Source organism: Nocardioides hankookensis, assembly GCF_042658885.1.
GTDB classification, from domain to species: Bacteria; Actinomycetota; Actinomycetes; order Propionibacteriales; family Nocardioidaceae; genus Nocardioides; species Nocardioides hankookensis.
On the sequence record NZ_JBHSRJ010000004.1, the window covers coordinates 843,630 to 857,105 of the forward strand.

Here is a 13,476-nt window from a genome sequence, read left to right on the forward strand (position 1 = left end):
GCGCCCATCCTATTTGTCGGGTGCTCCGGTCAGAGCAGTGCACCACTGTGAACGTACGGCGCGGGCGGCTTCATCCCGCGCAGCGCGAGATATCCGTCCTGGCTCAGCCGCAGCCGCGCCGCGAGGCCGACGTCGAGCGCCCACTGGTTCGCGCCGGTCACGTGTCGGAGGTCGACGGAGTCGGCACCTTCGGCGAGCGCGGCCCAGAGCAGGCGCGTCGCCGTACGGCGGTTGGACGCGGCGAGCAGGGCGGGTGAGCCGCGCTCGCTGAGGTAGACGTAGCCGGAGCCGGTCGACGTGTCGGTGACCAGCAGCCGCCAGAGCCCGATGAGCACGGGATGGTCAGGGCCGTGCCCGGCGCCGCGCGTCGCGCGGTCGACCGAGTCCATCAGGTCGACGTCCGAGAGTGAGCCCTCGCGGACCTTCTCGACGTCCGGGATCGCCGACCGGTCGAGCGGTCCCGTCAGTGACATCTGGGGGTGCAGGGCGAAGCCCGCCTGGTGGTAGACGCGCGCCGCCGCGCTGTCGGACGACGCCGCGATCATCCCGCGCGTGCAGGCCGCGCCGTGGCTCGCGGCCGCGGCGAGGAGGCCCTTCCCGATGCCCTGGCCCTGTCGGCCCGGCACGACCGCGAAGGTCGCCAGGCACCAGAGGACCTCCCTGCGGAACGACGTCGCCATGCCGATCATCCCGGTCTCGTCCTCGGCGACCCAGCAGCCGCCCGGATCGGTGCTCACGAGGTGCCGGGTGCGTTCGGTCCAGACGCGCCGGTGGGCGTCGGACCGATGCTGCGGCTCGGGTTCGTCGGGACGCCGCTGTCGCGAGTCGAGCTCGAAGAAGGCTCCGTCGCTGAGTCGCTCTGCGGCCGGGACGTCATCCAGGGTCATCGGGCGGATCAGCACTCCGACACACTAGGGCGCATGCGTGTCCTGGTCGCACCGGATAAGTTCGCCGGCACCCTCACCGCGGTCGAGGCCGCCGAGGCCATCGCCACCGGCTGGCGGCGCCGGGCACCGGGTGACGAGCTCGACCTCGCACCCATGGCCGACGGCGGCCCGGGCTTCGTCGACGTGCTGCACGCGGCCCTCGGCGGCGACCTGCTGGCGGTGACCGTGCGCGGTCCGCACGGCGAGCCGACCCCGGCCACGGTCCTGCGCGTCGACGACACGGCGTACGTCGAGACCGCGCAGGCGTGCGGCCTGCACCTGACCGGGGGCGAGGACGCCGAGACGGCCTCGACGTACGGCGTCGGCGAGCTGGTCGCGGCCGCCGTGGACGCGGGCGCCACCCGGGTCGTGCTCGGGCTCGGCGGCAGCGGCACCAACGACGGGGGAGCGGGGCTGCTCGCCGCGCTCGGCGCGACCGCGGACCGTCCCCTCGACGAGGGCGTTGTGGGGCTGGCGGGCATCACGACCGTCGAGCTGCCCGCCTTCGACGTCGAGCTGGTCGCCGCCAGCGACGTCGACAACCCGCTGACCGGGCTGTTCGGGGCGACCAAGGTGTTCGGGCCGCAGAAGGGCATCCCGGAGGAGCGGCTGCCCGCCGTCGACGGCTGGCTCCAGGAGCTCGCGGCCGCCACCGACCGCAAGGTCGCCCTCGCCGAGGGTGCCGGTGCGGCCGGCGGGCTGGGCTTCGCCGTGCTGCTCCTCGGCGGCACCCGTGAGCCCGGCATCGGGCTCGTCGCCCGTGCCCTCGGCCTCGCCGAGCGGGCCCGCGCCGCCGACCTGGTCATCACCGGCGAGGGCGCCTTCGACTACTCCAGCCGTGGCGGCAAGGTGCCGTACGGCGTCGCCGAGGTAGCCGCCGAGGCGCTGCGACCGTGCGTGGTGCTCGCCGGGCAGGTGCACGTCGGGTCGCGGGAGATGCGGGCGCTCGGGATCGAGTCGGCGTACTCGCTCGTCGACGCGGCCAGCGAGGAGCGCGCCTTCGCCGACCCGGCCGGCGCGCTGGCCGACCTGGCCGAGCGGATCGCCCGCACCTGGTCGCGCTGATGTCGGGGGAATAACCGTCCGTGTGCGACCATTGGAGCCAGTAACAGACTTCCTCCGACCTTGGGAGAACGCACATGACCGAGCAGGTCGAGACCACCACCGAGCGCCGCACCGACCAGATCAACCTGAGCGATGTCGCGGCCGGCAAGGTGAAGAGCCTCCTCGAGCAGGAGGGCCGCGACGACCTGTCGCTGCGCATCTCGGTGCAGCCCGGTGGCTGTTCCGGCCTCCGCTACCAGCTCTTCTTCGACGAGCGCAGCCTCGACGGCGACGTCGTCACCGACTTCGACGGCGTGTCCGTGGTCGTCGACCGGATGAGCGTCCCCTACCTCAACGGCGCGATGATCGACTTCGTCGACTCGATCGAGAAGCAGGGCTTCACGATCGACAACCCGAACGCGACCGGCTCGTGCGCCTGTGGAGACAGCTTCCACTGAGCGACCCGACCGACAACAACAGCCCCGGACCTCGCGGTCCGGGGCTGTTGTCTTGTGGGGGGTCTGTCAGGCGTCGCCGTAGATCGCGGCGGCCAGGCGGGCGGCGGCCGCGGGGACCTCGATCTCCGCGCGCTTGGTCTGCTCCTGCGACAGCCGGCTCGCGGCGGCGGTGAGCGGGCCGGTCAGGGCCGCCTGGGCGGCGAGGCAGTCGGCATTCATCTCGGCGGGCGAGGCGAGGTCGTCGTAGGCCAGTCGGGGTGCGGTCATGCTTCGACGCTAGGCGCTACCGATTAGTACGAGTAGGAGTACCGCTCGGTAGTGTTCCGTGTCATGTCGCTGCTGATCGCCGGCTCCATCGCCACCGACCACCTGATGAGCTTCCAGGGCAAGTTCGCCGACTCCCTGGTCGTCGAGCAGCTGGACAAGATCTCGTTGTCGTTCCTCGTCGACGACCTTGAGATCCGCCGCGGCGGCGTCGCCGCCAACATGTGCTTCGGCCTGGGCCAGCTCGGCCTCAGCCCGGTCCTTGTCGGGGCGGCCGGCGAGGACTTCGCCGACTACCGCTCCTGGCTGGAGCGGCACGGCGTCAACTGCTCCCACGTGCGGATCTCGGACACCCGGCACACGGCCCGGTTCGTCTGCACCACCGACCCCACCGGCGCCCAGATCGCGTCGTTCTACCCCGGCGCGATGAGCGAGGCCCGGCTGATCGAGCTCGGCCCGGTCGTCGAGCGCGTCGGCACCCCCGACTACGTGCTGATCGGCGCCGACGACCCCGACGGCATGCTCCGGCACACCGACGAGTGCCGTCAGCGCGGCTACCCGTTCATCGCCGACCCGAGCCAGCAGCTGGCCTTCAGCGACGGCGACCTGATCCGCAAGCTCATCGACGGCGCCGCGATCCTCTTCTCCAACGAGTACGAGTCGCACATGATCGAGCAGAAGACCGGCTGGAGCGCCGACGAGGTGCTCGACCGCGTCGGCGTGCAGGTCACCACGCTCGGCAAGGACGGCGTCCGGGTCCAGGGCCGCGGCCTGCCGACCCTCGTGCTCTCCGCCGCCGCCAACGTGACCGCCGTGGAGCCGACCGGCGTCGGCGACGCCTTCCGCTCCGGCTTCCTCGCCGCGCTGGCGTGGGGCCTCGGCCACGAGCGGGCCGCCCAGGTGGGCTGCGTCCTCGCGGCGTACGTCGTGGAGACGGTCGGCACGCAGGAGTACTCCTTCACGGCCGGGCAGTTCCTGGCGCGCGTCGAGGAGTCCTACGGCGCGGACGCCGCCGCCGAGGTGCAGCCGCACCTCAAGTCGCTCTCCTGACCACGTAGCGGCCGGGTTCGAGCTCCCCGACGAACTCCTGCCCGCGCATCCGGCACCACGCCGGGATGTCCGTGCGTGCGGCGACGTCGTCGGCGAGCACGGCGACCAGGCCGCCGACCGGCACCTCGGCGTACCTCTTGCCGAGCTCGATGACCGGCAGCGGGCAGAGCATCCCGCGGCAGTCGAGCTCGAGGTCGGTCACAGGCCGACCCGCGCGCGCAGGTCACGGACGACCCCGGGCAGCTCGGCGAGGAAGCCGTCGACGTCGGCCTCGGTGGTGTCGCGGGTCAGCGAGACCCGGACGTTGCCATGGGTGAGCACGCCCATCGCCTCCAGCACCCGGCTCGGGGTGAGCGTCGAGGCGGTGCAGGCGGATCCGCTCGCCACGCCGTACCCGCGGCGGTCGAGTTCGGTGACCAGCGCCTCGCCGTCGACGTAGAGGCAGGAGAAGGTCACCAGGTGGGGGAGCCGGTCGACCGGGTCGCCGACCACCTCGACGTCCGGGACCTCGCCTGCCGCGGCGCGGATCCTGTCGACGAGGGCGCGCTGACGCGCGTTCACCTCGTCGCGCTCCTCGACCACCGCGCGCAGGGCCGCCGCTGCCGCGAGCGCCGCGGGCACGTTCTCGAACCCGCTGGCCCGCTCGTCGATGCGGTCGTCGCCCGGGAAGGGGTTGAGCCAGCGCACGCCCTTGCGGACCACCAGCACCCCGACGCCCGCCGGGCCGCCCCACTTGTGGGCGGAGCCCGCCAGAGCGGCCCAGCCGCGGGGGAGCGGGAGCCGACCCATGGAGGCGCAGGCGTCGACGAAGAGGGACGCGCCGAGGTCGAGGTCCGCGACGGGTTGGAGGGTGCCGACCTCGTGGTTGGCGCTCTGCACCGCGACGACGCCCGCGTCCACCGGCACGGCCGAGGCGTCGACACGCCCGAGCCGGTCGACCGGGATCTCCACGGCCTGGCCGGCCCAGGTCGCCGCGTGGACGACCGAGGAGTGCTCGACCGCTGCGTAGGCCGTCGTTCCGGACCCGCGGCCCTTCACCAGTCCGAGCAGCCCACGGTGCACGGCGTCGGAGCCCGAGGAGGTGAACGTGACCTCGTCGGGTCGCACCTCCAGACACTCCGCCACCACGGCTCTCGCGTTGTCGAGGAGCAGCCGGGCATCCCGGCCGGGACCGTGCAGCCGGCGCGGATCGGCGTACCCGCGCTCGTACGCCGCCAGCAGGGTCTCCCGCGCCGCGGGGTGCAACGGCTCCGAGGACGCCGAGTCCAGGTAGGCCGCGGCTTTTGTCACACGCGCAATCTACCGACACCCCCAGCGGCTCAACCGGGGTGCGATTCAGATAGTGTTCGACCTGTCCGTGATCGTTGAGAGAGGGGCTCGTTCGTGGGTCTGCAACTCCCCAGGCGTACGGCGGGGAAGCCGGCGACCATCCGTCGCGTGGCAGCCCTGGCCGCTGTGGGTATCAGTGTCCTGGTGCTCGGTGGCTGCTCGTCGGAGACGAAGGGCGAGTGGGAGCGCTTCGCGATGCCCGACCCGGCCTCCGAGCAGGGCGAGCGCATCCTCAGCCTCTGGCAGGGCGCCTGGATCGCCGCACTCATCACTGGCGTCATCGTCTGGGGCCTGATCTTCTACGCGATCATCCGCTTCCGTCGCCGCAGCGACGACGAGATCCCGGTGCAGACGCGCTACAACCTGCCGCTCGAGATCTTCTACACGATCGCCCCGGTGCTGATGGTGGTCGTGTTCTTCGCGCACACGGTCAAGACCCAGAACTACGTCCTCGACGACGACCGGCCCGACGACAGCTGCATGGAGATCGTCGGGCAGCAGTGGTCGTGGACCTTCAACTACGGCATCGGCGAGAAGGGCGACTGCGAGGTCACCCCGAGCTCCACCGAGTTCCCGTACACGTCGTACGTCCACGACTCCGGCACGGGCTCGCAGATCCCGCAGCTCTACCTGCCGGTCGGCAAGACCACCCGCTTCAACCTGCACTCGCCCGACGTCATCCACGACTTCGGCATCCCGGGCTTCCTGATGAAGATGGACGTCGTCCCGGGCCGGGTGAACCACTACGCGATCACCCCGACCCGCACCGGTGACTTCAAGGGCAAGTGCTACGAGCTCTGCGGCGTCTACCACTCGCGGATGCTCTTCGACGTCCACGTCGTGACCGAGGAGGAGTACGAGGCGCACCTCCAGCAGCTCCAGGACGAGGGCGCCACCTCCGACAAGCCGCTGCTCGGCGGCGACTTTGCCAGCACCCAGGCCGGACTCGAGTCCGGTGACGAGTCCGAGGAGGGGGCGGAGTGACCGCCACGTCCGCACAGCCGACCAGCACGGTCGTCCAGACGCGCCGGCCCCTGGGCCAGCAGCTCGCGACGATCCTGACGACGACCGACCACAAGCTGATCGGCAAGCTCTACCTCGGCACGTCGTTCGCGTGGTTCATGGTCGGCGGCCTGATGGCGATGCTGATCCGCTCGGAGCTCGCCTACCCGGGCATGCAGGTCGTCAACGACGAGCTCTACAACCAGCTCTTCACGATGCACGGCACGATCATGCTGCTGCTCTTCGCGACGCCGCTCTTCTTCGGCTTCGGCAACGTGATCATGCCGCTCCAGATCGGCTCGCCCGACGTGGCGTTCCCGCGCCTGAACATGTTCAGCTACTGGCTGTTCCTGTTCGGCGGACTGATCGCCGCCTCCGGCTTCCTGACCCCGCAGGGCGCGGCCGACTTCGGCTGGTTCGCCTACACGCCGCTCTCCGACGCCGTGCGCTCGCCCGGCGTCGGCGGTGACCTGTGGATCATGGGCCTCTGGATGGCCGGTCTCGGCACCATCCTCGGTGCCGTCAACTTCATCACCACGATCATCTGCATGCGCGCGCCCGGCATGACCATGTTCCGGATGCCGATCTTCGTGTGGAACACGCTGGTCACCAGCCTGCTCGTGCTGATCGCGTTCCCGGTGCTCGCCGGCGCGCTGCTCTCGCTCGAGGCCGACCGACAGCTGGGCGCCCATGTCTTCGACACCGCCCACGGCGGCGCGATCCTGTGGCAGCACCTGTTCTGGTTCTTCGGGCACCCCGAGGTCTACATCATCGCGTTGCCGTTCTTCGGCATCATCACCGAGATCCTGCCGGTCTTCAGCCGCAAGCCGATCTTCGGCTACGTCGGCCTGGTCGGCGCGACCCTCGGCATCGCGATCCTGTCCGTTGCCGTGTGGGCACACCACATGTTCGTCACCGGTGCCGTCGACCTGCCGTTCTTCTCCGGCATGACGTTCCTGATCGCCATCCCGACAGGTGTGAAGTTCTTCAACTGGATCGGCACCATGTGGGGCGGGTCCATATCGTTCGACACGCCCATGCTGTGGTCGATCGGCTTCCTCACGACCTTCCTCTTCGGTGGCCTGACCGGCATCATCCTGGCCAGCCCGCCGCTGGACTTCCACGTGTCCGACTCCTACTTCGTGGTCGCGCACTTCCACTACGTCGTCTTCGGCACCGTGGTGTTCGCCATGTTCGCGGGCTTCTACTTCTGGTGGCCCAAGATGACCGGCCGGATGCTCGACGAGCGCCTCGGCAAGCTGCACTTCTGGCTGCTGTTCATCGGCTTCCACCTCACCTTCCTGGTGCAGCACTGGCTCGGCGTCGAGGGCATGCCGCGCCGCTACGCCGACTACCTGCCCGGCGACGGCTTCCAGACGCTGAACCAGGTGTCCACGATCGGCGCCTTCCTGCTGGGCGCGTCGACGCTGCCGTTCCTCTACAACGTCTACGTGTCGCGCCGCGCTCCGCTGGTCAACACCGACGACCCGTGGGGCTGGGGCCGCTCGCTCGAGTGGGCCACCAGCTGCCCGCCGCCGCGCCACAACTTCGTCACCATCCCGCGGATCCGCTCGGAGTCCCCGGCGTTCGACCTGCACCACCCGGAGGTGGCCGCGATCGAGCTCGAGGACAACGAGGCCGCGCGTGACGGCGACGTCGCCGACGCGCCGGACATGGAAGGTCGCGAGGAGCTGCTGCGCGACCGCAACGACGAGCCGAGGGGCGACGCCTGATGAAGTCCGAGGCATGGGTCTTCGCGATCTGCACGATCTTCCTGGTGCTGGTGAGCCCGGCGTACTGGTTCATCACCAGCGACTGGACCGGCACCTCGGCGCTGACCATGACGACGCTGCTGACGCTGATGGTGACGCTCTACCTCGGCTTCCACGCGAAGAACATGGACCCGCGTCCGGAGGACCGCAAGGACGGCGAGATCGCCGACGGCGCGGGTGAGCTGGGCTTCTTCCCGCCGTACTCCTGGTGGCCGCTGTGGTGCTCGCTGACGCTCGGTGTGTGCGTCTTCGGCGTCGCCGCCGGCGCGTGGTGGCTCTTCATCATCGGCGTGCTGCTCGGCGCGATGGCGCTGATCGGATGGATCTTCGAGTACTACCGCGGCATCCACGCGCACTGAGCCGTCCGCCGGCGGCTCGCCGCTGCGCCGAATGGGCGCGGCTGGGGTCGGCGGTTACCCTGGATGAGTCCACGCGCAGTCGTCCATGGGGGAGTTCCAGCATGTCCGACCGAGGCCTCCGCCCGCTGGCGGCGACCGCGGCCCTGATCCTCGCCGGGCTCGTCCTGACCGCCTGCGACAGCAAGGACGTCCCCGGCGCCTCGGCGCTCGCGGGTGACTCCAGCGAGTCGGCGAGCCCCACGGTGACGCCGCTGCACGTGGCCCTCAACGTCAAGCGCGGGGCGGCCGACGTCCCCGTCGACACCGAGCTGGCCGTGGCCGCCGACGGCGGCACCATCACGTCCGTCGACGCCTCGTCCAGCGCGGGCAAGCTGCCGGGCGAGGTCTCGGCCGACGGCGCGGCCTGGCAGGCCACCGGCCGGCTCGAGCCGGGCACGTCGTACGTCGTGCGCACGACCGCGGAGCGCGAGGACGGCAAGCAGGTCACCAGGACCGCCCGCTTCAAGACCGAGGACCTCACCCTCGACCAGCAGACCTACCCGTCGGTGGCGCCGCTGGCTGACGAGACCGTCGGCGTCGGCATGCCGGTGATCGTCACGTTCGACGTGCCCGTGACGGACCGCGCGTCCTTCCAGAAGCACATGACCGTCACCTCGAAGCCGGCCCAGCCCGGCGCCTGGCACTGGCTCAGCGACACCGAGGCGCACTGGCGCCCGAAGACCTACTGGAAGGCCGGCACCGACGTCCACGTGGACGTCGACGTCAACAGCGTGAAGGCCGGCAACGGCATCTACGGCCAGGAGAGTCGCGAGCTCGACTTCCACGTCGGCGACGCGCACGTCTACAAGGTCAACGCGCAGACCCACCAGATGAAGGTCTTCTCCGACGGCAAGCTGCTGCGCACGCTGCCGATCACCACCGGCAAGCCCGGCTTCACGACCCGCTCCGGCACCAAGGTGATCATCGAGAAGTTCCCGGTCAAGCGGATGAACTCCGAGACCGTCGGCATCCCCGCCGGCAGCGCCGACGCCTACGACATCGACGACGTCCAGTGGGCGATGCGGCTGACCTACTCCGGCGAGTTCATCCACGCCGCCCCGTGGTCGGTCGGGTCCCAGGGCTACGCCAACGTCTCCCACGGCTGCACGGGCATGAGCACCGACAACGCCAAGTGGCTCTACGACATGAGCCGCCGAGGCGACGTCGTCGAGTACACCGGCACCGACCGCCCGATGACCTTCGACAACGGCTACGGCGACTGGAACGAGTCGTTCAAGGAGTTCAAGAAGGGCTCCGCGCTCTGAGCTGCCTCTGACCGAGCTTGCTCGGGCAGAGACCAGCAGCCAGGTCGAGTAGCCGCGCGAGCGAGGCACGAGCTCGCGACCGGCGTACCGAGACCCGGTGAGATACGAAGCAGCCCCAGCCTGGTCATGACGACCGTGGCTGGGGCTGCTTCTCGTCTTGCTGGGTCTCGACACGCTCCGTCGGGTCCGCTGGCGCGTCCCCGGTCGCTGCTCGACCACCGACGATGGAGTCGGCTACGCCGCCGCCATCAGTGCCTGCCGAGCGTCTCGTCCTCGACCAGGTGGTGGCCGTCGAACTGGTGGCCGTCGGCGGCATGGCCCTCGACGCCCTCCTGGAGCTCGTGCTCGTGCTCGGCGTGGTGGTGGCCCTCCTCGAGCTCCGCCGGAGTCGGCTTCTGCACGTTGTCGGCGTACCACAGGGTGCGCACGCGGTGCCGGAAGCCGGCCAGGCGTCCCGTGCCGGGGGCGGGGACGCCGTTGGCGTCGGCGGGCTCGGGACCGCCGTTGAGGTGCGGGTCGCGCTCGCGCGCGGTGAGCGTGTAGGCCCGCGACTCCGGGAGCGGCAGGTGCCGCTCCGTGTAGCCGCCCTCGGGGGAGCGCATGATGATGCCGGTCTCGTAGCCGTGCAGCAGCGTCTCGTTGTCCTTGCGCTGCAGCGCGATGCACCAGCGTCTCGTGATGATGAACGCGATCACCGGGCCGACGAAGACGGCCATCCGGAGGAAGTAGGTGATCTGGTTGATCGACGAGTGCAGCTTGATCGCGATGATGTCGTTGCCGCCGGCGATCCAGAAGAGGCCGTACATCGTCATCAGGGCGACCATCAGGGCCGTCCGGGTCGGCGCGTTGCGCGGGCGCTCCAGCAGGTGGTGCTCGCGCTTGTCACCAGTGATCCAGGCGTCGAGGAACGGCAGCATCATCACGATCAGGAACATCACGATCGGCAGCACGAGGATCGGGAGCATGACGTTCCAGCTGATCGTGTAGCCCCAGATGTGGGTCTCGAGGCCGGGCATGATGCGCAGCGCGCCGTCCGGCCAGCCCATGTACCAGTCGGGCTGGGAGCCCGCGGTCACCTTGGACGGGTCGTACGGGCCGTACTTCCACACGGGGTTGATCGACAGCAGGCCGCCGAGCAGCGCGGTCACGCCGAACACGATGAAGAAGAACCCACCGGCCTTGGCGGCGTACACCGGGAGCATCGGGAAGCCCACGACGTTCTTCTCGGTGCGGCCGGGCCCGGGCCACTGGGTGTGCTTGTGGAAGACCAGCAGCAGCATGTGGGCAGCGATCAGGGCGAGCAGCAGGCCCGGGATCAGCAGCACGTGGATCGTGTAGAGCCGCGGGATGATCGACTCGCCCGGGAACTCGCCGCCGAAGAGGAAGAAGGACATGTACGAGCCGACGACCGGGCTGGCCTTGATGAAGCCGTCGGCGGCGCGGATGCCGGTGCCGGAGAGCAGGTCGTCGGGCAGCGAGTAGCCGGTGAAGCCCTCGAGCGTGCCGAGGAGCAGCAGCAGCGAGCCGATGACCCAGTTGAGCTCACGCGGCTTGCGGTAGGCGCCGGTGAAGAAGACGCGCAGCAGGTGCACCATCATCGAGGCGACGAAGAGCATCGCCGCCCAGTGGTGCATCTGGCGCATCAGCAGGCCACCGCGTACGTCGAAGGAGATCCGCAGCGTCGAGGCGAACGCCTCGGACATGTGGACGCCGCGCAGCTGCTCGTAGGTGCCGTTGTACTGGACCTCGCCCATGCTGGGGGTGAACCACAGCGTCAGGAACACACCGGTCAGGAGCAGGACGACGAAGCTCCACAGCGCGATCTCGCCGAGCATGAAGGACCAGTGGTCCGGGAAGACCTTGCGCAGGTTCTTCTTGGCCATCGTCGCCAGACCGAGCCGCTCGTCGGCCCAGGTGGCAGCAGCCGCGGCCCGGCTCGGCTTCTTGGCCGTCGCCGCCGTCGTGGTGTTGCTGTTGGCGACCTTGCTGGTGTCCATGATCAGCCACGCTCCCAGTAGCTAGGTCCTACGGGTTCGGAGAAGTCGCTCTGCGCGACGAGATAACCCTCGTCGTCGACCGCGAGCGCGAGCTGGGGCAGGGGACGTGCGGCCGGGCCGAACACGACCCGGGCGGAGTCCGAGAGGTCGAACGTGGACTGGTGGCACGGGCACAGCAGGTGGTGCGTCGTGCGCTCGTACAGCGAGATCGGGCAGCCGACGTGGGTGCAGATCTTCGAGTAGCACAGGATGCCGTCGACCGACCAGTTCTCCCGGCCCTTGCCGGGGATGATCTCGTCGGGCTCGACGCGCACCACCACCACCGCGCCCTTGGACTTGCCGACCTGGAGAGCGACGCCCTCCAGCGGCTCGCCGTCCTCGCCGCCGTTGAACAGCGCCTCGGGCTCGGCGTTGACGAGGTCGCCGATCTCCAGGTCCGAGGGTCGGATCGGGGTGCCGACGACGTCGCGGACGACGCGCATCCCCTTCTCCCAGAGCGTGTGCTCGAGACCCGATCCCGGGAACGGCGGGTTGGCGACGACCTGGGCATTGGTCGGGCCGAGGTCGCGCAGGAAGACGATCGCGGGCAGGCCGAGCAGGCCGACCGCGCCGAGCAGCGAGTTGCGCACCAGCGGACGGCGGCCGATGCCGGACTCCTCGAGGCCCTGGTTCAGCGCCTCGACGGTGGCCGCGCGGTCCTCGTCGGAGGAGGACGCCGGGTGGCGGTACTCGACGATCTCGACGTCCGCCATCAGCTTGCGGGCCCACTGGATGATGCCCACGCCGATGCCGAGGAGCGCTCCGGCCAGCAGCAGGCCGAACGCGAGGTTCTGCGCTCCCAGGTTGCCGACCGTGTCATCCTCGTCGACCGTGAAGTAGGCGACCAGCAGTCCGACCGTGCACAGGGCCGAGAGCGTGAACAGCGCGGCGACCTGACGCTCCGCGCGCTTCTCCGCCTTGGGATCGACGTCGGTCGGCCGCCACTGGTGCTCGTGCAGACCAGGGTTGGCGTAGAGATCGTCCCGGGCCGGCAGGTTCTCGTCGACCGGCTCGTCGTGGCCGTCGGTGACGGGCGGGGTGCTCACGCGTCCACCTTCTTCTTGGTCGTACGGGTGGTGTGGGCCGCGATCCAGACCGCGGCACCGACCAGGAGGCCGATCCCGAGCAGCCAGGCCGCGAGGCCCTCGGTCACGGGTCCGAGGCCGCCGAGCCCGAACCCGCCGTAGCTGGGCATCTCGCGCAGCGAGTAGAGGTAGGCGATCACGTCGCGCTTCTCGTCGGGCGAGAGGTTGCCGTTGGCGAAGTTCGGCATGTTCGACGGGCCGGTCAGCATCGCCTCGTAGATGTGGCGGGCGCTGGTCTCGTGCAGGTTGGGGGCGTACCCGCCGTGCGGCATGGCGCCGCCCGAGCCCTCGAAGTTGTGGCACGCTGTGCAGTTGGTCAGGAAGATCTGACCGCCCCGCGTGATCGCCGCCTGCCGCTCCTCGTCGGAGAGCCCCGCGATGCTGTAGTCGCTCTCGTCGGGGATCGCCGGGCCGGGGCCCAGCGAGGCGACGTACGCCGCCAGCGCGGCGATCTCGTCGTCGTCGAAGGTCTCCGGCTTCGTCGGCGCCTGGGCGCCGGGCTGCACCAGCGGCATCCGGCCGGTGCCGACCTGGAAGTCGACCGCGGCGGCGCCGACGCCGACCAGCGGCGGGCCGATCTGGTTGCCGTTCTCGGTGCGGATGCCCTCGCCGTTCTGGCCGTGGCAGAAGGCGCAGCTGACCAGGAACAGGTCACGGCCCTGGGACACCAGCTCCGAGTTGGAGGAGGTCTCGTCGGCCGAGGCGGTGGTGTTGACGACGGCGGTGAAGATGCCGCCGGTGAGCAGCAGGCCCGCGATGATCACGAGCACGCTCGCCAGCGGGCCACGGCGGTGCCGCGAGAGTCGACCTGCGGATCGATTCAGGAGACGCACATTGAGTCCTTGCT

The 13,476-nt window shown here is 70.1% G+C and carries 14 protein-coding genes; 7 read left to right on the forward strand and 7 right to left on the reverse strand.

Features of this window, described 5'->3' with window-relative positions; genetic code table 11:
• Positions 1-29: 29 nt before the first annotated feature.
• A complete protein-coding gene (locus tag ACFPYL_RS10505) occupies positions 30-902 on the reverse strand; it encodes a GNAT family N-acetyltransferase (protein WP_379153621.1) in 873 nt (290 codons plus the stop codon).
• Between the two features lie 18 nt (positions 903-920).
• Here ACFPYL_RS10505 and ACFPYL_RS10510 point away from each other — a divergent pair, with 18 nt between their 5' ends.
• Positions 921-1,991 carry a glycerate kinase family protein gene (locus ACFPYL_RS10510; RefSeq protein WP_379153623.1) on the forward strand — a complete coding sequence of 357 codons (1,071 nt, stop codon included), beginning with the start codon at positions 921-923 and terminating at the stop codon, positions 1,989-1,991.
• Between the two features lie 74 nt (positions 1,992-2,065).
• Entirely contained in the window at positions 2,066-2,428 is a 363-nt protein-coding gene (erpA, locus tag ACFPYL_RS10515; protein WP_056148953.1) for an iron-sulfur cluster insertion protein ErpA, read from the forward strand.
• Between the two features lie 66 nt (positions 2,429-2,494).
• On the opposite strand, the gene ACFPYL_RS10520 is transcribed toward erpA, so the two are convergent.
• Entirely contained in the window at positions 2,495-2,695 is a 201-nt protein-coding gene (locus ACFPYL_RS10520) for a hypothetical protein (protein WP_379153625.1), read from the reverse strand.
• A gap of 63 nt (positions 2,696-2,758) precedes the next feature.
• On the opposite strand from ACFPYL_RS10520, the gene ACFPYL_RS10525 reads away from it, so the two are divergent.
• Positions 2,759-3,742 (forward strand): carbohydrate kinase family protein, encoded by a 984-nt coding sequence (locus ACFPYL_RS10525; RefSeq protein ID WP_379153627.1) that lies wholly within the window; start codon positions 2,759-2,761, stop codon positions 3,740-3,742.
• Here ACFPYL_RS10525 and ACFPYL_RS10530 read toward each other — a convergent pair.
• Entirely contained in the window at positions 3,726-3,944 is a 219-nt protein-coding gene (locus ACFPYL_RS10530) for a sulfurtransferase TusA family protein (RefSeq protein ID WP_379153629.1), read from the reverse strand. The two genes, ACFPYL_RS10525 and ACFPYL_RS10530, sit on opposite strands and share 17 nt — an antisense overlap.
• A complete protein-coding gene (locus ACFPYL_RS10535) occupies positions 3,941-5,032 on the reverse strand; it encodes a cysteine desulfurase family protein (RefSeq protein ID WP_379153631.1) in 1,092 nt (363 codons plus the stop codon). Before ACFPYL_RS10535 ends, ACFPYL_RS10530 begins: the two co-directional genes overlap by 4 nt.
• A gap of 93 nt (positions 5,033-5,125) precedes the next feature.
• On the opposite strand from ACFPYL_RS10535, the gene ctaC reads away from it, so the two are divergent.
• The 4 genes from ctaC (at position 5,126) to ACFPYL_RS10555 (ending at position 9,508) form a co-directional block, all read left to right on the forward strand.
• The gene (gene ctaC / locus ACFPYL_RS10540) at positions 5,126-6,055 is read left to right on the forward strand and encodes an aa3-type cytochrome oxidase subunit II (protein WP_379153633.1); all 930 of its coding nucleotides are present in this window, start codon (positions 5,126-5,128) and stop codon (positions 6,053-6,055) included.
• On the forward strand, positions 6,052-7,806 hold the full coding sequence (gene ctaD, locus ACFPYL_RS10545) for an aa3-type cytochrome oxidase subunit I (RefSeq protein ID WP_379153635.1): 1,755 nt from the start codon (positions 6,052-6,054) through the stop codon (positions 7,804-7,806). The genes ctaC and ctaD overlap by 4 nt, the downstream gene beginning before the upstream one ends.
• Positions 7,806-8,204, forward strand: coding sequence for a cytochrome c oxidase subunit 4 (locus ACFPYL_RS10550; RefSeq protein ID WP_379153637.1), 399 nt, complete (start codon positions 7,806-7,808; stop codon positions 8,202-8,204). The genes ctaD and ACFPYL_RS10550 overlap by 1 nt, the downstream gene beginning before the upstream one ends.
• A gap of 101 nt (positions 8,205-8,305) precedes the next feature.
• Positions 8,306-9,508 carry a L,D-transpeptidase gene (locus ACFPYL_RS10555; RefSeq protein ID WP_379153639.1) on the forward strand — a complete coding sequence of 401 codons (1,203 nt, stop codon included), beginning with the start codon at positions 8,306-8,308 and terminating at the stop codon, positions 9,506-9,508.
• Positions 9,509-9,756: 248 nt separating this feature from the next.
• Here ACFPYL_RS10555 and qcrB read toward each other — a convergent pair whose 3' ends face one another.
• The 3 genes from qcrB to qcrC are packed head-to-tail and all read right to left on the reverse strand — an operon-like array spanning position 9,757 to position 13,462.
• On the reverse strand, positions 9,757-11,505 hold the full coding sequence (gene qcrB, locus ACFPYL_RS10560; protein ID WP_379153641.1) for a cytochrome bc1 complex cytochrome b subunit: 1,749 nt from the start codon (positions 11,503-11,505) through the stop codon (positions 9,757-9,759).
• Between the two features lie 2 nt (positions 11,506-11,507).
• Positions 11,508-12,590: a cytochrome bc1 complex Rieske iron-sulfur subunit gene (qcrA, locus tag ACFPYL_RS10565; RefSeq protein WP_379153643.1), complete on the reverse strand. Its 1,083-nt coding sequence runs from the start codon at positions 12,588-12,590 to the stop codon at positions 11,508-11,510.
• Positions 12,587-13,462, reverse strand: a complete 876-nt coding sequence (gene qcrC / locus ACFPYL_RS10570; RefSeq protein ID WP_379153645.1) for a cytochrome bc1 complex diheme cytochrome c subunit — start codon at positions 13,460-13,462, stop codon at positions 12,587-12,589. Before qcrC ends, qcrA begins: the two co-directional genes overlap by 4 nt.
• Between the last annotated feature and the right edge of the window lie 14 nt (positions 13,463-13,476).

Excerpts from the sequence above, each read along its gene's own strand:
- ACFPYL_RS10520 (WP_379153625.1), bottom strand. The coding sequence starts at position 2,695 with ATGACCGCACCCCGACTGGCCTACGACGACCTCGCCTCGCCCGCCGAG.
- qcrB (WP_379153641.1), bottom strand. The coding sequence starts at position 11,505 with ATGGACACCAGCAAGGTCGCCAACAGCAACACCACGACGGCGGCGACG.
- ACFPYL_RS10525 (WP_379153627.1), top strand. The coding sequence starts at position 2,759 with ATGTCGCTGCTGATCGCCGGCTCCATCGCCACCGACCACCTGATGAGC.
- erpA (WP_056148953.1), top strand. The coding sequence starts at position 2,066 with ATGACCGAGCAGGTCGAGACCACCACCGAGCGCCGCACCGACCAGATC.
- ACFPYL_RS10555 (WP_379153639.1), top strand. The coding sequence starts at position 8,306 with ATGTCCGACCGAGGCCTCCGCCCGCTGGCGGCGACCGCGGCCCTGATC.
- ACFPYL_RS10550 (WP_379153637.1), top strand. The coding sequence starts at position 7,806 with ATGAAGTCCGAGGCATGGGTCTTCGCGATCTGCACGATCTTCCTGGTG.
- ACFPYL_RS10510 (WP_379153623.1), top strand. The coding sequence starts at position 921 with ATGCGTGTCCTGGTCGCACCGGATAAGTTCGCCGGCACCCTCACCGCG.